Origin of the sequence: Pseudomonas sp. IT-P171 (assembly GCF_949767765.1) — a bacterium.
In the GTDB taxonomy this organism is placed as follows: domain Bacteria; phylum Pseudomonadota; class Gammaproteobacteria; order Pseudomonadales; family Pseudomonadaceae; genus Aquipseudomonas; species Aquipseudomonas fluorescens_B.
Genome location: NZ_CATKQN010000007.1, coordinates 40797 through 58543 on the forward strand (window position 1 = coordinate 40797; position 17747 = coordinate 58543).

The following is a 17747-nucleotide window of genomic DNA, read 5'->3' on the forward strand; positions in this document are numbered from 1 at the left end:
TCAATCGATGTCATGGAGCGTCATTTATGCGTACTGGCTACTTCAACTCCCTGGTTTTTGCCCTTCTGACCACTGCCTCGATCGCTGCTACTGCGGCTCCCGCTGCGAAGCCGGAGAGCAACAATGCCTCCATGGTGATGGAGGTTTCTCCAGCAGCACAATCGGGCAGAATCAATCTCAATGCTGCAGATGCTTCCACATTGCAAAAGGAACTCTCCGGAATTGGCGAGGCGAAGGCTCAGGCGATCGTTGCGTATCGTGATATCAATGGGCCGTTTGCTTCGGTGGACGAGTTGCTCGAAGTGAAAGGAATCGGCAAGGCAATTCTGGATCGTAATCGCGATAAGCTGGAAGTGAACTAAGCTAAACATTCAACGCCAAGGGGGCCGGTCATTGACCGGCCTTTTGCGCTCTGGCGTTCGCAAAGCCGCGCGTTCCGTCCGCTGCCTAAAAATTATGACTATAATATTGTGTTTAAATTATGCATGTAATAAATTGCTTTCGTCGAGGCGCTTTGACGTTCATGCGCTGACCTTTTCTCAAGCATTTTCCAGGAGCACAGTCATGACTTCCACCCAATCCCAAGGTACGGCCCTCGTCACCGGTGCTTCTTCCGGTATCGGTGCGATTTACGCCGAGCGGTTGGCAGCGCGTGGTTTTGATTTGTTGTTGGTTGCTCGCGATCTGCAGCGGCTGGAAGAAGCGGCGAGCCAGTTGCGCGCCGAGCATGGGGCTCAGGTCGAAGTGTTGAAGGCCGACCTGACGCAAAAGGAGGATGTGCTGAAACTCGAGCAGCGCCTTCGCAGCGATTCGAGTATCAGCCTTTTGCTGAACAATGCCGGTGTCGCGGCGGATGGCTTGCTGGCCAACTCCGATCTGGATCAGCTGGAGCGCCTGATTCAACTGAACGTTACGACAGTCACGCGTCTGGCCTCAGCGGCTGCCGCCAGTTTCGCCAAGGCGGGCCGGGGCACAATCATCAACATCGCCTCGGTGGTCGCTCTGTTCCCCGAGCGTTTCAACGCCACTTACAGCGCCAGCAAGGCTTATGTGTTAAGTCTGACGCAGTCGTTGAACGCCGAGCTGGATGGCACGGGGGTCAAGGTGCAGGCCGTATTGCCTGGCGTGACGCGCACCGAAATCTGGGAGCGCTCCGGTATCGACGCGAGCCAGATCCCGGATGACATGGTCATGGACGCAGGGGATATGGTCGACGCGGCTCTAGCGGGTCTGGACCAGGGCGAGTTGATCACCATTCCGTCGTTGCCGGATGCCAGCGAGTGGCACGCCTTTGTTGCGGCGCGACACGTGATGGCGCCAAACCTTTCCAAAAGCAAAGCCGCTGCGCGTTACAAATAAAGCGCCAGCATTGGCATGAGGATATTGCGGTATGAGTGATCGTCGAGTGGTTGTAACGGGCATGGGGCTGGTGTCGCCGCTGGGTAGTGGTGTCGAAGCGGTGTGGGCACGCCTGTTGTCCGGACGTTCCGGTTTGCGCAATTTACCGGACGACGTCGTGGCCGATCTGCCGGCCAAGGTCGGCGGTGCAGTGCCGACGCTGGCCGATGATGCCGAGGCCGGTTTTGACCCGGACCGGGCCACCCCACCCAAAGAACAGAAGAAGATGGACCGGTTCATATTGTTCGTCATGGAAGCGGCGCGTCAGGCGATCGAGCAAGCCGGTTGGCAGGCGCAAACCGCCGATGCTCAGGAGCGCACGGCTACCATCATCGGTTCGGGCGTCGGCGGTTTCGGCGCAATTGCCGATGCGGTGCGCACCACGGACAGCCGTGGCCCGCGGCGTTTGTCGCCATTCACCATTCCTTCTTTCCTGGTCAACCTGGCCGCGGGCCATGTGTCGATCCAGCATGGTTTCAAAGGTCCGCTGGGTGCTCCGGTAACGGCGTGCGCGGCCGGGGTTCAGGCGATTGGTGATGCGGCGCGGCTGATTCGTTGTGGCGAAGCGGATATTGCGGTGTGTGGCGGCGCGGAAGCGGCAATCGATCGGGTCAGCCTCGCCGGGTTCGCCGCTGCCCGGGCCTTGTCCAGCGGTTTCAACGACACCCCGGAACGTGCTTCGCGCCCGTTCGACCGTGATCGAGATGGCTTCGTCATGGGTGAGGGCGCAGGTCTTCTGGTGATCGAATCCCTGGAACATGCTCTGGCTCGTGGCGCGCAACCGCTGGCGGAACTGGTCGGTTACGGCACCAGTGCCGATGCCTATCACCTGACTGCGGGCCCCGAAGATGGCAGTGGTGCGCGGCGGGCGATGTCGTTGGCGTTGGCTCAGGCGGGTATTTCTGCGGACCAGGTACAGCATCTCAACGCTCACGCCACCTCGACACCGGTAGGGGATTTGGGGGAACTGGCGGCGATCAAGTCGTTGTTCGGGTCAGACAACAAGATAGCGGTCACGTCGACCAAGTCGGCCACCGGCCATTTGCTCGGCGCGGCGGGCGGGATCGAGGCGATCTTCACGCTGTTGGCGATCCGGGACCAGATCGCGCCGGCCACGCTCAATTTCGATAACCCGGACCCGGCTGCGCAAGGTGTGGATATCGTCCACGGCAAGGCGCGGCCGATGGCGATCGAATATGCGCTGTCCAACGGTTTCGGCTTTGGCGGGGTCAATGCCAGCGTATTGTTCAAACGCTGGCAGGGTTAATCCCGGGGTTGTTTGAGAAATGTGCGTGTGATGTCGAGAACCCGCTGAGCCAGTTCGGGGCTCTCGACACTGCGTGACAGTAGCAACGCCCCGACCAGCGCGGACATGATAAAGATGCTCTGGTCGGCGGCGTCCTCGCCTTCAAGCGTCCCCTGTATTTGTTCGAGCCTCGCATTGAGCACCACGTCCGAGGTCGGGCTTGGCTGTCCACGCAAACCGAGTTCCGATGACATCGTTGGCAGCGGACACCCTTCATCGGGTGAAGTCTGGTGCCATTCGGACAGATAGGTGTCGATGAACGCCTCCAGCGGATGCTCCTGGGCGAACAGCTGGGCGCAGGTGACGTCACATTGCTCGCCAGCCGCCTGCAGGGCTTTTTCTACCAGTTCATCCTTGGATTTGAAATGCGAGTAGAAGCCACCGTGAGTCAGGCCCAGCGCTTTCATCAGAGGTTGAAGGCCGGTAGCGCCAATACCGTCGCGGCGAAACCGCGCTGAGGCTTCCTTGATGATGCGTTGATGGGTCTGGGCTTTATGGTCCTGCGAGTAACGCATCTTGAATCTCCGCAACAATGCGCCATCTTAACCAATGAAAATGGGATGGTGACTGTACTTCTACTTCTAAAAAGCATGCAGATGCGTCCAACTCTGTCACAGCGCATTGAATAATCTGGCACGAATAGTGATTACTCATTCGCTGACGATTGTTGAACAATCAAGAGGCGATGAGCATGAACAGCGGACTGTCCCTGGCCGATCACATCACATTGGAATTGCGCGCCGACATCATTGGCGGACGTTTGCTGCCTGGCATGGCGCTGGTGGAAAACGACCTGGTCTCAGCCTACAACGCTTCCCGCAACACCATTCGCGAAGCCTTGCATCGTTTGGGGCAGGAAGGTCTGACCCGTTATGTGCGCAACAAAGGCGTGATGGTGCGCAAGCTGGGGGCTGCGGATGTGCGGGACCTGTTCAACGTGCGGCGCACCCTCGAATTGCAAGCCATCAGCGCGAGTCAACCGCTGCGCGATTATCAGTCCGACCGGATGCTGGAGGCGCTGGAAGCCACCGAACTGGCCCGCGAACGCGAGGACTGGCGCGCCGTCGGCACTCACAGCCTGGCGTTTCATCAACATATCGTCGGATTGCTGCGCAGTCCGTTGTTCGATGAATTCTTCACCAATGTCGTCGCGCAACTGCGCCTGGTGTTTTGCACCGCGCCCGATGAATCGAGGTTCCAGGCGCCCTGGCTGGCGCGCGACCGGCAGATCCATGAGCTGCTCGCCGAAGGCGACAAGCGCGCTGCCGGAGATGCCATGAGCCTTTATCTCGATGACTCCGAACAGCTCCTGTTGCAAATGCTTGCTCCAAACTCCCATCACTGATCGAGGATTCGTGCCATGTACAAAGACTATCCGGCGGCTTATCAAGTGAGCAAAGGCTCGGCGTTGCAGGTGGACAAAGCCTTTTACGAGAAGATCCGGGATTCGAAGGAGGGGCGCACGCTGATCGAGCAGTTTGAAGTGCCGATCCGCACCGGTCGCGCCTGGAACGTCCCGGCCGGGCACGTGTTTCGCGTGACGACGCCGGTCGGTCCGCAAGTAGGTGATTTCAACGTCTGGAATGCCAATGATCCGCGTGAACGCTTGTGGGCGGCGCGAACCCGCCAGTTGCAGGGCGCGCACGTCAGCACCCATGACCGGCTCTGGTCGAACCTGCCTTTTTTACGGCCGCTGGTGACCATCACCGATGACAGCCTGGCCGGTTACGGCATCGACGAACATGGCGGTCGCCTGCACGACTTGCTCGGCACTCGCTGCGACCCCTACGTGAACAAAATGCTCACCGGCGAAGACTTCCATCACCACTGCCACTCGAACCTGACCCGCGCCGTTTTGCCCCATGGCCTGACCGAATTCGACGTGCATGACGTGTTGAACATTTTCCAGTGCACGGGCCTCAACCACGACGACATGTATTTCATGAAAGCCTGTCCGGCGCAGAAGGGCGATTACCTGGAGTTTTTCGCGGAGATTGATTTGCTGTGTGCGCTGTCGACCTGTCCGGGCGGCGATCTGTCGCTGGCGATGTGGGGGCCGGATGCGCAGGACCCGCTCAGCGTGTGTCGCCCGCTTGGAGTAGAGATCTATAGGTTAGAGAATTCGTTGCTGGAAGGCTGGAGCCAACCGGAGCGTGCGGCCTACAAAGGGCTGCATGGCTTGCACATCGCCAAGGCCGATTGGGAAAAGTAACAGCGCTGTTGTGGCGAGGGAGCTTGCTCCCGCTCGACCGCGCAGCGGGCGCAAAAAAAAGTGCGAGGGACATCGAGGGCCGCTACGCGACCCAACGGGAGCAAGCTCCCTCGCCACAGTTATATGTCAGCGGTCCTGCGCATCCTTGGCGTCCGCTTGCGCATTACGTTCAGCGACTCGCTTGCGTTGCTCGTCGGTGAGTTCGACTTTGTTGGCGGTGTCGCGCAGCATCATCAAACCACCCACAATCGAGCCGATTGCAACGACCAGAATCAACCAGGCATACCAGGGCATAGGGCTCTCCTTGAGGGCAGGCCGATTGGCGGGTTTTGCCAACCGGTCGTGCATACCACTTTGAGCGATTCATTTTCGCAGTGGTTCCATTCTATGCCTGATCTGCCCGCAACACCTGCTGCGATTCAGAGCCCGGTCAGCATCGCATCCGCCGGCGCATCCGCCCGCAGCTGTGCCGTCAGCATGAAGTACACGAAACCCACCGCCATGAAGCCGAGGAAGATCAACCCGATCAGGGTGTTGAACCAGGCCATCGCCACCAGGCACACCACCGCCAGCACCAACGCAATGAACGGCACCAACGGGTAGCACGGCGCGCGGAATGTGCGCTCCAGGTTCGGTTCGGTTTTACGCAGTTTGAACAGGCTGAGCATGCTCATGATGTACATCACGATCGCGCCGAACACCGCCATGGTGATCATCGCCGCCGTCAGCGTCATGCCGCCCAGGTTGATCAAGCCGTCGCTGTAGATCGCGGCGATGCCGATGACACCGCCGGCGATGATGGCCCGGTGTGGCGTCTGGAAGCGCGAGAGTTTGGCCAGCGACGCCGGCAGATAACCGGCGCGGGCGAGGGCGAAGAACTGCCGCGAGTAGCCGAGGATGATCCCGTGGAAACTCGCGACCAGACCGAACAGGCCGATCCACACCAGCATGCGTGACCAGCCGGAGCTTTCGCCGACCACGGTTTTCATCGCTTGCGGCAACGGATCGTTGATGTTCGACAGGGTGCGCCAGTCGCCGACGCCGCCGGCAAAGAACATCACGCCCATGGCCAATAGCACCAGGGTCAGAATGCCGCTGATATACGCCTTCGGAATCGTGCGTTTCGGGTCCTTGGCTTCTTCGGCGGCCATGGCGGCGCCTTCGATGGCGAGGAAGAACCAGATCGCGAATGGAATCGCCGCAAACATCCCGGCAATCGCCGGTGCGCCGAACACATCGGAACCGGCCCAGCCATTCAGCGCAAAGTTGCTGAAACTGAACGCCGGCGCCACCACGCCCATGAACACCAGCAACTCGGCGACTGCCAGGACGCAGACCACCAGCTCGAACGTCGCTGCCAGTTTCACGCCGAGGATGTTCAGGCCCATGAAAACAATGTACGCGCCGACTGCCGCGTGCTTCGGATCAAGTGCCGGGAATTGCACGTTCAGATACGCGCCGATCGCCAGAGCAATGGCCGGTGGGGCGAAGACGAATTCGATCAGCGTCGCCAGCCCGGCGATCAATCCGCCTTTCTCGCCAAAGGCGCGGCGGCTGTAGGCAAAGGGACCGCCTGCATGAGGAATCGCGGTGGTCAGCTCGGTGAAGCTGAAGATGAAGCAGGTGTACATGGTGGCGACCATGAAGGAGGTCACCAGAAATCCCAGTGTCCCGGCCACGCCCCAGCCGTAACTCCAGCCGAAATACTCACCGGAAATCACCAGCCCGACCGCAATGCCCCACAGGTGCAGCGTGCCCAGCGTGGGTTTGAGTTGTGTGTTCATCGTTTGCTCCCTGAACGGTTTGGAAAGCTCGGGGAGGGCGTGTGCAGTGGGCGTGCCAGTGTTGTGATGGCAGTCGTAAAGCGTAAAAAGGTGTCGTATCGGGGATGTTTGCTGCTGGATGCACGCATCTTTGTGCGCCAGTTGAGGGCAGGGTTGCCAGTTCTGCCGTGATCGCGAGCAGGCTCGCTGCGACATTGGACTGCGGTGGCCCAAACAACATCAAACCCCTGTGGGAGCTAGCCTGCTAGCGATGGAGCTCGTCCAAACACCGCTGTAACAACGCCATAAACCCACTCTTTACGCTTTCTTTATGCACAGCCAACACCCTCGATCTCGCTCCTTTACAGCCTTCGTTCCGACAATGACTCCACACGCGGCAATACGCCGTAACACGGAGAACTTCCATGAGCGTTCTGGACGGGGTGTCACTGCTGTTGGCAGTGGGGCTGTTCATTTATCTGTTGGTTGCGCTGTTGCGCGCGGACCGGAACTAGGAGCGGCTATGCACAGTTATGACTATTGGCTGATCCTGGCCTTCTTCGCCGTGGTGCTGATTCCGGCACCGTTTCTCGGGCGGTTCTACTACAAGGTCATGGAGGGGCAGCGCACCTGGCTGACACCGATCCTGGGACCGGTGGAGCGGGGCTGTTATCGGGTGGCCGGCGTTGATCCGCAGGCCGAACAGAGCTGGCAGAAATACACCCTGGCCTTGCTCGCCTTCAACCTTGCGGGCTTCTTGCTGTTGTTCGCGATTCTGTTGTTCCAGGACCACTTGCCGCTCAACCCGCAAAACCTGCCGGGTCAGGAGTGGACGCTGGCGTTCAACACCGCCGTCAGTTTCATGACCAACACCAACTGGCAGGCCTACAGCGGCGAAGCCTCGCTGAGCTACCTGGCTCAGATGGCCGGCCTTACCGTGCAGAACTTCGTCAGCGCCGCCACCGGGCTCGCTGTGCTGGTTGCGCTGTGTCGGGGTATCGGTCGCAAATCGACCAAGACCCTCGGCAATTTCTGGGTCGACATGACCCGCGCCACCCTCTACGGCCTGCTGCCGCTGTGCCTGCTGCTGGCGCTGTATCTGGTCTGGCAGGGTGTGCCGCAAACCTTCGCGCAGTACGTGAATGCAGTGACGATGCAAGGCGTCGATCAGGTGATTCCGCTCGGCCCGGCCGCCAGCCAGATTGCGATCAAGCAGCTGGGGACCAACGGCGGTGGCTTCTTCGGCGTCAACTCGGCGCACCCGTTCGAGAACCCGACGGCGTGGAGCAACCTGTTCGAAGTGTCCTCGATCATCCTGATCCCCGCCGCCCTGGTGTTCACCTTCGGCCATTACGTGAAGGACCTGCGTCAGAGTCGGGCGATCATCGCCTGCATGCTGGCGCTGTTCCTGATCGGCGGCGCCACCTCGCTGTGGGCTGAATACCAGCCGAACCCTTCCCTGAACAACGTCGCCGTCGAACAGACCGCGCCGCTGGAAGGCAAGGAAGCACGCTTCGGCACTACCGCCACGGTGCTGTGGTCGGTGACCACCACCGCCGCGTCCAACGGTTCAGTCAACGGTATGCACGACAGCCTTAATCCGCTGAGCGGCATGGTCGCGATGGTCAATATGATGGTCGGCGAAGTGATCTTCGGCGGCGTCGGCGCCGGGCTCTACGGCATGTTGCTCAACGTGTTGATCGCAGTGTTCCTCGCCGGCCTGATGATCGGCCGTACTCCGGAATACCTCGGCAAGAAATTGCAGGCCAAGGAAGTGCAACTGCTGGTGGTGACTTTGCTGGTGATGCCGGTCGGTGTGCTGGTACTCAGTGCGATTGCCGCCAGCCTGCCAGGTCCGGTGGCCTCGGTAACCAACCCCGGCCCCCACGGTTTCAGCCAGTTGCTCTATGCCTATACCTCGGCCGGCGCGAACAACGGTTCGGCGTTCGGCGGTTTCGGCGCCAACACACCGTTCCACAACCTGATGCTCGGACTTGGCATGTTGATCGGTCGCTTCGGTTACATCCTCCCGGTACTGGCCTTGGCCGGCAGCCTGGCGATGAAGAAAACCGCACCGATTGGCCAGAACAGCTTCCCGACCCACGGTCCGCTGTTCGTGACCCTGTTGACCGTGACCATTTTGCTGGTGGGCGGCCTGACCTTTCTGCCGACCCTGGCGTTGGGCCCAATCGCTGAACATCTGAGCATGGGCTTCTAAGGAGTCAATGATGAATATGCCCGCAACCAAACCCGCTGCCGTGAAGGCGCCGGAACAACCGAAAACCGCGATCTCGGCCCTCTGGCGCCCGGCGCTGGTGCAAGCCTTCGTCAAGCTCGACCCACGGCAATTGCAGCGTGCGCCGGTGATGCTGGTGGTCGAACTGACCGCCGTGCTGACCACCGTTTTGTGCTTTATTCCCGACAGCGCCGTGCCCACTTTCGTCGCCGCGCAAATCGCGCTGTGGCTGTGGTTCACCGTGCTCTTCGCCAACTTTGCCGAAGCCCTGGCCGAAGGTCGCGGCAAGGCCCGCGCCGACAGCCTCAAGGCTGGCAGCGAAGGCTTGAGCGCACGCCGCAAAACCAGCAACGGCGCCTTTCAGGTAGTGCCGGCCACCAGCCTGCGCAAGGGTGATGTGGTGCGCGTCGAAGCCGGGGAAATGATCCCCGGTGACGGCGAAGTCATCGAAGGCATCGCGGCGGTCAACGAAGCGGCGATCACTGGTGAATCCGCGCCGGTGATCCGTGAATCCGGCGGCGACCGTTCCGCCGTCACCGGCAACACTCGCCTGGTGTCTGACTGGCTGCTGGTGCGCATCACTGCCAACCCTGGCGAGTCGACACTGGACCGCATGATCGCGCTGGTCGAAGGCGCCAAACGCCAGAAAACCCCGAACGAAGTGGCGCTCGACATCCTGTTGATCGGCCTGACCCTGATCTTCCTGCTCGTGGTCGTCACCCTGCAACCGTTCGCCCACTTTGCCAACGGCAGCCTGCCGCTGGTGTTCCTGGTGGCGTTATTGGTCACGCTGATTCCGACCACCATCGGCGGTTTGCTCTCGGCCATCGGTATCGCCGGTATGGACCGTCTGGTGCGCCTGAACGTGATCGCCAAATCCGGCCGCGCCGTGGAAGCGGCGGGGGACGTGCATGTCCTGCTGCTGGACAAGACCGGCACCATCACCTTCGGTAACCGTCGTTGCACCGCGGTTTATGCCGCGCCAGGTGTGAACGCCCGGGAACTGGCCGAGGGCGCGCTGTTCGCCTCGCTGGCCGATGACACGGCGGAAGGTAAATCCATCGTCGAGTACTTGCGGGGCCTGCATCCGCAGCCTGAGCCGAGCACCGAGCTGTTGACCGCCGTACCGTTCAGTGCTGAAACCCGCCTGTCCGGCGTTGACTATCAGGGCCGCGTGTATCGCAAAGGCGCAGTGGATTCGTTGCTGGCGTTCGTCGGCCTGAAACGCGCTGATCTCGCCCCGGCCCTGTCCCGTGAAATCGACAAGATTGCCCAGAGCGGCGGCACGCCGTTGCTGGTCTGCGTCGACGGTAAGTTGCTCGGTGCGATTCACCTCAAGGACGTGGTCAAGCCCGGCATCCGCGAACGTTTTGCCGAGCTGCGCAAATTGGGGATTCGCACCGTCATGGTGACCGGCGACAACCCGCTGACCGCAGCAGCCATTGCGGCTGAAGCGGGCGTCGACGACGTACTGGCCGAAGCCACGCCGGAGAAAAAACTGGCGCGTATTCGTCACGAGCAGAACGACGGGCGCCTGGTCGCGATGTGCGGCGACGGTGCCAACGACGCCCCGGCCCTGGCCCAGGCAGACGTCGGCATGGCGATGAACGATGGTACGCAAGCCGCACGCGAGGCGGCGAACATGGTTGACCTCGACAGCGATCCGACCAAGTTGCTGGACGTGGTGCAGATCGGCAAGGAATTGTTGGTGACCCGTGGTGCGCTGACGACCTTTTCCATCGCCAACGACGTGGCCAAATACTTTGCGATCCTGCCGGCGCTGTTCGCCTCGATCTACCCGCAATTGGGCGTGCTGAACGTCATGCATCTGAGCAGTCCGCAGAGCGCGATTCTGTCGGCCATTGTGTTCAACGCCTTGATCATCGTGGTGCTGATTCCACTGGCGCTGCGCGGTGTGCGGGTGCAGGCGGCGAGTGCGGCGGCGTTGCTGCGTCGCAATCTGCTGATCTATGGACTGGGCGGGATTCTGGTGCCGTTCGTGGGCATCAAGGCGATCGACATGCTGTTGACGGCGTTGCATCTGGTTTGATGGTTAGCGTTGGCCTTTGTGGCGAGGGAGCTTGCTCCCGCTCGACTGCGCAGCAGTCGTAAAACCAGCCGATGCGGTGTACCTGAATAAACACTGTGTCCGGGTGGGGCTGCTTCGCAGTCCAGCGGGAGCAAGCTCCCTCGCCACAGGGTGATGTGCATGTTTTTAATGAATTCGAGGATTTTGAAATGTCCACAATGATACGTCCGGCCCTGAGCCTGCTGGTCTTGATGACCTTGATCACCGGTGTCGCTTACCCCTTGGTGGTCACCGGTGTCGCCCAGGTCGCGTTCCCGGATCAAGCCAACGGCAGCCTCGTACACGACGCCGATGGCAAGGTCCGCGGCTCCTCGCTGATTGCCCAGGATTTCACCGGTGATGCCTGGTTCCATCCACGTCCATCCGCCGGTGCTTTCGCCACGGTATCGAGCAGCGCCAGTAACCTCTCGCCAAGTAACCCGGCCTTGGCCACTCGGGTGATCGACGATGCCAACAAACAGCGAGTGCCAGGGCAGGGGCCGGTGCCGTTGGCGCTGGTGACCACTTCTGGCAGTGGCCTCGATCCACACTTGCCTCCGGCCGCAATTGCCTATCAACTGGCGCGAGTTGCGGCGGCGCGGAACCTGCCGGTGGCGACGCTCCAGAACCTGTTGGATGCGCACATCGAGCAGCCGCTGGTGGGGCCGCCGGTGGTGAATGTGCTGGCGTTGAACATGGCGTTGGAAAAACTGTAGATCGGTGGTGGCGCCAATCGCCAGCAGGCTGGCTCCCACAGGGAGTGCTGAATTCTTGTGGGAGCCAGCCTGCTGGCGATGACGGCAGAACAATCACCTCATCAACCTCTGAAAAAAAGAGATATCAAAGCATGAGTGACTCCGGCCGCGCCGACGCGCTGTTAGCAGACCTGCCCCGCGACGGTCGTGGCCGGCTCAAGGTTTTCCTCGGCGCCGCGCCTGGTGTCGGCAAGACCTACGCCATGCTGCAAGCCGCCCATACCCAACTTCGCCAAGGCGTGAAGCTTATTGCCGGCGTCGTCGAAACCCATGGCCGCGCCGAGACCGAGGCGCTGCTGGGCGGCTTGCCGCAGCAACCCTTGGTGCGCTCGGAATACCGGGGCGTGACCCTCGAAGAAATGGACCTCGACGGCTTGCTCGCCGCCAAGCCGAAACTGGTGCTGGTGGACGAGCTGGCCCACACCAATGCACCGGGCAGTCGTCACGCCAAGCGCTGGCAAGATATTCAGGAACTGCTCGCCGCCGGCATTGACGTGTACACCACGGTCAACGTTCAGCACCTGGAGAGCCTCAATGATCAGGTGCGCGGGATCACCGGCGTGCAAGTCCGCGAAACCCTGCCGGACTGGGTGCTGCAAGAAGCCTACGAATTGCTGTTGATCGACTTGCCGCCACGGGAGCTGCTTGAGCGTCTGCGTGACGGCAAGGTCTATGTGCCGGAGCAGGCGCGGGCGGCCATCGATGCGTACTTCTCCCAGACCAACCTTACTGCCCTGCGTGAGCTGGCGATGCAAACCGCTGCGGCTCAGGTCGATAACGACCTGGCCCAGGGGTATCGTCAGCTTGGCCAGGCAGCACCGACGGTGCGCGGTCGTTTACTGGTCGGTGTCGATGGCGATGCCCAGGCCGAGCGTCTGGTGCGTCACGCCAGCCGCGTCGCCCAGCGTCGGCATCTGCCGTGGAGCCTGGTGCATGTGGACAACGGCAGCGTGCGTGATGAGCAATCACGCCTGCGTCTGCAAAGTGCCCAGCAACTGGCCGAACGCCTCGGCGGTGAAGTGGTGTTGCTGCGGGCCGGTGAGGTGGCGAAAACCCTGATTCAGCACGCCACTGAACGACGTGCCAGCCTGGTCCTGGTCGGCCAGTCCCGGCAGCGATTGCGCCGTCGGCTGTTCGGTGGCGGCCTGGCGGCGCGTTTGTTGCGCCATGCTCGCGGGCTCGAAATCAACGTCATCGACAGCGATCACGAACAGGACCCGCCACGACAACGCCCGGTACAGTCGCTGGTGTGGTTCGACTATGCGCTGGCGCTGGTCGCGACCGTGCTCGCCACTGCCCTGGCCTGGGCAGTGGCGAGTGTCTTGCCGCTGCCCAATATTTCGCTGGTGTTCCTTGCCGCCGTGTTGCTGGTGGCGGTGCGCAGCAGCCTCGGCCCGGCGCTGGCCTGTGCTGCGCTGTCCTTCCTGACGTACGACTTCCTGTTCATTCCACCGAATTTTTCCTTCAGCATCCAGCGTGAAGAAGACGTGCTGACCTTGCTGTTCTTCCTGTTGATGGCAGCGCTCACCGGCAACCTCGCGGCGCGCCAGCGGCGGCAATTGCAGGCCTTGCGCGACACCCAGGAGGAAACCACCGAACTGCTCGACCTGTCACGCAAACTGACGGCGGCCACTGACCGTCAGGCCGTGGTCAATGCCGCTGCCCAGCACCTCGAGGGCTGGAGCGATCTGCAATTGTGCCTGCTCAATCGCGATGGCCAGAGCGGCTGGAAAGTCGAAACCGGCGGCCCTCTGGAGTTTTCCGAAGCCGAGCGCGCGGCCGCCGACTGGGCCTGGCAACACGATCAACCGGCGGGCGCGGGCACCGGCACGCTGCCGTTCGGGCGTTGGTGGTGGTGGCCGCTGTCGGTGGAAGACGGGCCGCTGGCATTGCTCGGCGTCTGTGCCAAAGAAGGGCAGACCTTGAGCGGTCAGCGTCGACGGTTATTGACCGCGTTGAGTCAGCCGCTGGCCCAGGCCCTGGCTCGCGCGCAATTGGCCGAAGACCTGGAAGCGGCGCGGCTGCACGGCGAAACCGAGCAACTGCGCAGCGCCTTGCTGGCGTCGGTGTCCCACGATCTGCGCACGCCGTTGACGTCCATGCGCGGCAGCATCGACAGCCTGTTGGCGCTCGGCGAGGCGATCCCGCTGGAGGATCGTCGCGAACTGCTCGAAGGCACCCGGGATGAAGCCGAGCGCCTCGATCGCTACATTCAAAACCTGCTGGACATGACCCGCCTGGGCCACGGCGCATTGAAGCTGGCACGGGATTGGGTGTCGCCGGCCGACATTGTCGGCAGCGCCCTCAATCGCCTGCGTGCGGTGCTGGCACCGCTGCAGGTCAGCACCCAAGTGCCGGCCGAATTGCCGCTGCTGTACGTGCATGCCGCGCTGATCGAGCAGGCACTGGTCAACGTACTGGAAAACGCCGCGCGTTTTTCGCCACCTCACGGCCGTCTGCAATTACTCGCCGGCGCCGATGACAGCGAGCTGTTCTTCTCGGTCAGCGATGAAGGCCCGGGCATTCCGGAGGAGGAGCGGGCGAAGATTTTCGACATGTTCTACACCGCCGCGCGTGGAGATCGAGGCGGGCAGGGCACGGGGCTTGGACTGGCGATCTGTCAGGGCATGGTGGGCGCCCATGGCGGGCGAATCAGCGTCGGCGACGGTATCGAAGGGCGTGGCACGTGCATCACTCTTCACTTGCCTTTGCAGCAACAACCCGACGTTGACAGTGAGGGCTGACAGTGAAGCCTGATACCCTTTGGATTTCTCCATGCCACGATCAGAAACCATGAGCCAGACCGCGACCATTTTGGTCATCGACGACGAACCGCAGATCCGTAAATTCCTGCGCATCAGCCTCGCTTCCCAAGGCTATAAAGTGCTGGAGGCCGGCACCGGCACGGAAGGCCTGGCACAGGCCGCATTGAACAAACCGGACCTCCTCGTGCTCGACCTCGGTCTACCGGACATGGACGGCCAGCAAGTGCTGCGCGAGTTTCGTGAATGGTCGACAGTGCCGGTGCTGGTCCTGTCGGTGCGTGCCAGCGAGGGGCAGAAGGTGGAAGCGCTGGATGGCGGTGCGAATGACTACGTGACCAAGCCGTTCGGTATTCAGGAGTTTCTGGCGCGGGTGCGTGCCTTGTTGCGTCAGGCGCCGGTGGGTGAGGCGCAGCAAGCGGCGCTGGCGTTCGGCCCGTTGACCGTGGACCTGGCCTATCGCCGGGTGCTGCTCGACGGCGTCGAAGTGGCGTTGACCCGCAAGGAATACGCGGTGCTGGCGCAACTGGCGCGGCACCCGGGGCGGGTGATCACCCAGCAGCAATTGCTCAAGGACATCTGGGGGCCGACCCATACCGAGGACAGTCATTACTTGCGGATTGTGGTCGGGCACTTGCGGCAGAAGCTGGCGGATGACCCGACGCAGCCGCGGTTTATCGTGACAGAGGCGGGGGTTGGGTATCGGCTTTTGAGTGAAGGTGGTCTTTAGGGTTTTGTGTTGCTTGATCCGGCCCGATCGCGAGCAGGCTCGCTCCCACAGTGGATTTAGGTGATCCACAAATTTTGTGTCTACCAAAGATCAATTGTGGGAGCGAGCCTGCTCGCGATGGGGCCCTCACATTCACTCGAGAAACCTCAGGAATCCCGCTCACTCTCGTATCTATCCAACGTATCCCGCGCAATCTCGCGCCCCAGCGCGATCAATTCCGGCGCCTTGTAGAACTCGAAAAACCGGCACACCCGCTTCGGCACGTTGATCAGGATATCCGGTGGATAACCGGCAATCTTGTACTGCGCCAACGACGTCTGCATCACTTCGAAACTCTGGTTGATCAAATCCAGCAAGGACGCCGGCCCCACGTTGTCGATGATGAACGAGCCGGTGGCTGATTTCGGCGCGCCATCGCGTTCCGGAGCGGCCGCCGGTTGCTGGGCTTCGGGTTCGGCGGATTCGATCCAGGGGTTGATCTCGGCCGCTTCTGCGATCAATGCCTCCTTTTCCAGCAGCAGCAACTTTTCCGCTTGTTTGCGACGGAATGGCAACTTCGAGCCGACCGAGCTCATCAGGCTGTCGAACCGGGTCTTGAACGCGGCCGGGCGCTGGATCACCGGCAGTTGATAGTGGCGCTGGTTGGTGGAGTTGAGGTTGACCGCGATGATCAGGTCGCAATGGCTCGACACCACCGGCACGATCGGCAACGGGTTGAGGATACCGCCGTCCACCAGCATGCGATTGCCCTGCATCACCGGCGTGAACAGGCTCGGAATGGCCGCCGAGGCGCGCATCGCCTGGTGCAGGCAACCTTCCTGGAACCAGATTTCCTGCTGGTTGGTCAGGTCGGTGGCCACCGCCGTGTAGGGGATGCGCAAGTCTTCGATATTGATCTCGCCAACGATCTTGCGGATCTGCCCGAAGACCTTCTCCCCGCGAATCGCACCCAGTCGAAAACTGACATCCACCAGGCGCAGCACGTCGAGGTAATCCAGGCTCTCGATCCAGTTGCGGTATTCATCCAGTTTGCCGGCGGCATAAATCCCGCCAACCACGGCGCCCATCGAACAACCGGCGATGCAGGCGATGTCGTATCCACGCCGCTCGATCTCTTCAATGACACCGATATGGGCATAGCCCCGGGCTCCACCGGAACCCAGCACCAATGCGACACGCTTTTTCATGAATCGCCCTCGTCTGACAAGGTTCAACAATGCACCCAACGAGGGGCGTGCTTCAATCGCTAAGGTCGTTCAGCAGGGTGAACGCGTCGTTTTTTCGACACTCCATGGCGGCAGATGGTTATTCTCGCGAGCGCTATAGTTTCCGCAGCGGGCCAAGGCACTTTTCACGCGCCGGACCGTCTTACCTGCACGACTGTTTACCTATCTTTGAGGTGTGAGTGATGAAAGCCTGGATCTGTGTGCCTTTGATTGCGCTGGCGCTCGCCGGTTGTGCCGGCAAGACTGCGTACCGTGACAGCTGCGGTAGCGGGATCGATGCCGCGTGGCGTGAGCTGGACCTGGCCAAGGCCGAAGGTTTCGCCGGCACCGTCAGTTACTCCAAGGCCCTGTCGTTGCTGACCGGCGCCAAGACCCAGCAGCAATTCGAAGCGTTCGAAGGCTGCACCAAGAAAGCCGAGAAGGCGCGCTTTTATATTCGTGAATCACGCGCCGGGCGTTGAGGCATGATGTAGGCATCAGTAATTCGATTCAGGGAGCAAACGATGTCTGCCTTGGTTGATCGGTTAGTGGCCCATGTTCTGGGCCTGGAAGTCCGCCTGCTGTCGTGTCAGGCACGTTTGAATGCCCGCACCGATCCGGAAGCGTTGCATGATCTGCGCACCACGGTTCGCCGTTTGCGCAGTCTGCTGCGGCCGTTGCGCGGCTTGCCAGGGGTCGAGCAGCTGGAAGTGGCGGCGTCCCGGGTCGGAGACCTGACCACGCCGTTGCGCGATCGCGAAGTACTGGCGGCGTATTTGCTCGAGCACGATCAACCCGAGGCAGCGCAACGTCGCATGGCGCAGATGGCCGTGGCCTATCCGGCGGTCGCGGCAAGCACCGAGCTGGCGCAGTTGCTGATGATTTTCGACGCCTTCCCGCGTTTTCTACGGGCATCCCAGCGACAGGGGTTGCTCAAGGGACTGCGCAAACGCATCGAAAAGCGTCTGGGCAAGCAGTGGAAAAAACTCGATGAGGCTTTGCACGATCCTGCCCATGATCGCCATCGACTGCGCTTGTTGATCAAGCGTGTACGGTATGGCATCGAGGCCTACCCCGAACTGGACCGTTTGCCGAAACCGGCCTTGCCGAGGCTCAAGTCGGCTCAGGCGGCCTTGGGGGATTGGCACGATTGCTGGCAATGGCTGGCCCGGGCCGAACACGAAGCGGATCTGCAACCTTGTGTGGCCGTGTGGAAAACCACCATGGCCAAGGCCGAAGGCCGTGCCGACATTGTTCTCGACAAACTCAGCGCCGCCTGTTTCAAATCCTGAAGCCACCACGGCCCAGCAGC

The 17747-nt window shown here is 61.3% G+C and carries 17 protein-coding genes; 13 read left to right on the forward strand and 4 right to left on the reverse strand.

Annotated elements, in window-relative coordinates; genetic code table 11:
• The first annotated feature begins 26 nt into the window (after positions 1-26).
• The 3 genes from ACM6I5_RS05945 (at position 27) to fabF (ending at position 2665) form a co-directional block, all read left to right on the forward strand.
• Entirely contained in the window at positions 27-362 is a 336-nt protein-coding gene (locus ACM6I5_RS05945) for a ComEA family DNA-binding protein (protein ID WP_198132698.1), read from the forward strand.
• A gap of 202 nt (positions 363-564) precedes the next feature.
• Positions 565-1359, forward strand: coding sequence for an SDR family NAD(P)-dependent oxidoreductase (locus ACM6I5_RS05950; RefSeq protein WP_414883401.1), 795 nt, complete (start codon positions 565-567; stop codon positions 1357-1359).
• Positions 1360-1390: 31 nt separating this feature from the next.
• Positions 1391-2665 carry a beta-ketoacyl-ACP synthase II gene (gene fabF, locus ACM6I5_RS05955; RefSeq protein ID WP_414883402.1) on the forward strand — a complete coding sequence of 425 codons (1275 nt, stop codon included), beginning with the start codon at positions 1391-1393 and terminating at the stop codon, positions 2663-2665.
• Here the strand turns inward: fabF and ACM6I5_RS05960 are convergent.
• On the reverse strand, positions 2662-3219 hold the full coding sequence (locus ACM6I5_RS05960; RefSeq protein WP_017337329.1) for a TetR/AcrR family transcriptional regulator: 558 nt from the start codon (positions 3217-3219) through the stop codon (positions 2662-2664). The two genes, fabF and ACM6I5_RS05960, sit on opposite strands and share 4 nt — an antisense overlap.
• A gap of 176 nt (positions 3220-3395) precedes the next feature.
• On the opposite strand from ACM6I5_RS05960, the gene ACM6I5_RS05965 reads away from it, so the two are divergent.
• Positions 3396-4049, forward strand: coding sequence for a GntR family transcriptional regulator (locus ACM6I5_RS05965; protein ID WP_017337330.1), 654 nt, complete (start codon positions 3396-3398; stop codon positions 4047-4049).
• Positions 4050-4064: 15 nt separating this feature from the next.
• Positions 4065-4916, forward strand: coding sequence for an urea carboxylase-associated family protein (locus ACM6I5_RS05970; protein ID WP_414883403.1), 852 nt, complete (start codon positions 4065-4067; stop codon positions 4914-4916).
• A gap of 126 nt (positions 4917-5042) precedes the next feature.
• Here ACM6I5_RS05970 and ACM6I5_RS05975 read toward each other — a convergent pair whose 3' ends face one another.
• Together ACM6I5_RS05975 and eat are read right to left on the reverse strand one after the other, a co-directional pair.
• Positions 5043-5210: a DUF2897 family protein gene (locus ACM6I5_RS05975; protein WP_017337332.1), complete on the reverse strand. Its 168-nt coding sequence runs from the start codon at positions 5208-5210 to the stop codon at positions 5043-5045.
• A gap of 125 nt (positions 5211-5335) precedes the next feature.
• A complete protein-coding gene (eat, locus tag ACM6I5_RS05980; RefSeq protein ID WP_414883404.1) occupies positions 5336-6700 on the reverse strand; it encodes an ethanolamine permease in 1365 nt (454 codons plus the stop codon).
• Between the two features lie 404 nt (positions 6701-7104).
• Between eat and kdpF the strand changes: the two genes are divergently transcribed.
• From kdpF to ACM6I5_RS06010, 6 genes are all read left to right on the forward strand, one after another.
• On the forward strand, positions 7105-7194 hold the full coding sequence (gene kdpF / locus ACM6I5_RS05985) for a K(+)-transporting ATPase subunit F (RefSeq protein WP_007899818.1): 90 nt from the start codon (positions 7105-7107) through the stop codon (positions 7192-7194).
• 8 nt (positions 7195-7202) lie between these two features.
• Positions 7203-8897: a potassium-transporting ATPase subunit KdpA gene (gene kdpA / locus ACM6I5_RS05990; RefSeq protein ID WP_414883405.1), complete on the forward strand. Its 1695-nt coding sequence runs from the start codon at positions 7203-7205 to the stop codon at positions 8895-8897.
• A 10-nt stretch (positions 8898-8907) separates the two neighbouring features.
• A complete protein-coding gene (kdpB, locus tag ACM6I5_RS05995) occupies positions 8908-10965 on the forward strand; it encodes a potassium-transporting ATPase subunit KdpB (RefSeq protein WP_017337335.1) in 2058 nt (685 codons plus the stop codon).
• A gap of 188 nt (positions 10966-11153) precedes the next feature.
• Positions 11154-11699 carry a potassium-transporting ATPase subunit KdpC gene (kdpC, locus tag ACM6I5_RS06000; protein ID WP_017337336.1) on the forward strand — a complete coding sequence of 182 codons (546 nt, stop codon included), beginning with the start codon at positions 11154-11156 and terminating at the stop codon, positions 11697-11699.
• A gap of 131 nt (positions 11700-11830) precedes the next feature.
• Positions 11831-14482, forward strand: a complete 2652-nt coding sequence (locus tag ACM6I5_RS06005; protein WP_414883406.1) for a DUF4118 domain-containing protein — start codon at positions 11831-11833, stop codon at positions 14480-14482.
• A 49-nt stretch (positions 14483-14531) separates the two neighbouring features.
• On the forward strand, positions 14532-15230 hold the full coding sequence (locus tag ACM6I5_RS06010; RefSeq protein WP_017337338.1) for a response regulator: 699 nt from the start codon (positions 14532-14534) through the stop codon (positions 15228-15230).
• A 146-nt stretch (positions 15231-15376) separates the two neighbouring features.
• On the opposite strand, the gene ACM6I5_RS06015 is transcribed toward ACM6I5_RS06010, so the two are convergent.
• Positions 15377-16417, reverse strand: a complete 1041-nt coding sequence (locus ACM6I5_RS06015; protein ID WP_017337339.1) for a patatin-like phospholipase family protein — start codon at positions 16415-16417, stop codon at positions 15377-15379.
• 221 nt (positions 16418-16638) lie between these two features.
• Here ACM6I5_RS06015 and ACM6I5_RS06020 point away from each other — a divergent pair, with 221 nt between their 5' ends.
• Both ACM6I5_RS06020 and ACM6I5_RS06025 read left to right on the forward strand, forming a co-directional pair.
• Entirely contained in the window at positions 16639-16917 is a 279-nt protein-coding gene (locus tag ACM6I5_RS06020; protein WP_017337340.1) for a hypothetical protein, read from the forward strand.
• Positions 16918-16959: 42 nt separating this feature from the next.
• Positions 16960-17727: a CHAD domain-containing protein gene (locus ACM6I5_RS06025; protein WP_414878585.1), complete on the forward strand. Its 768-nt coding sequence runs from the start codon at positions 16960-16962 to the stop codon at positions 17725-17727.
• Positions 17728-17747 lie beyond the last annotated feature (20 nt).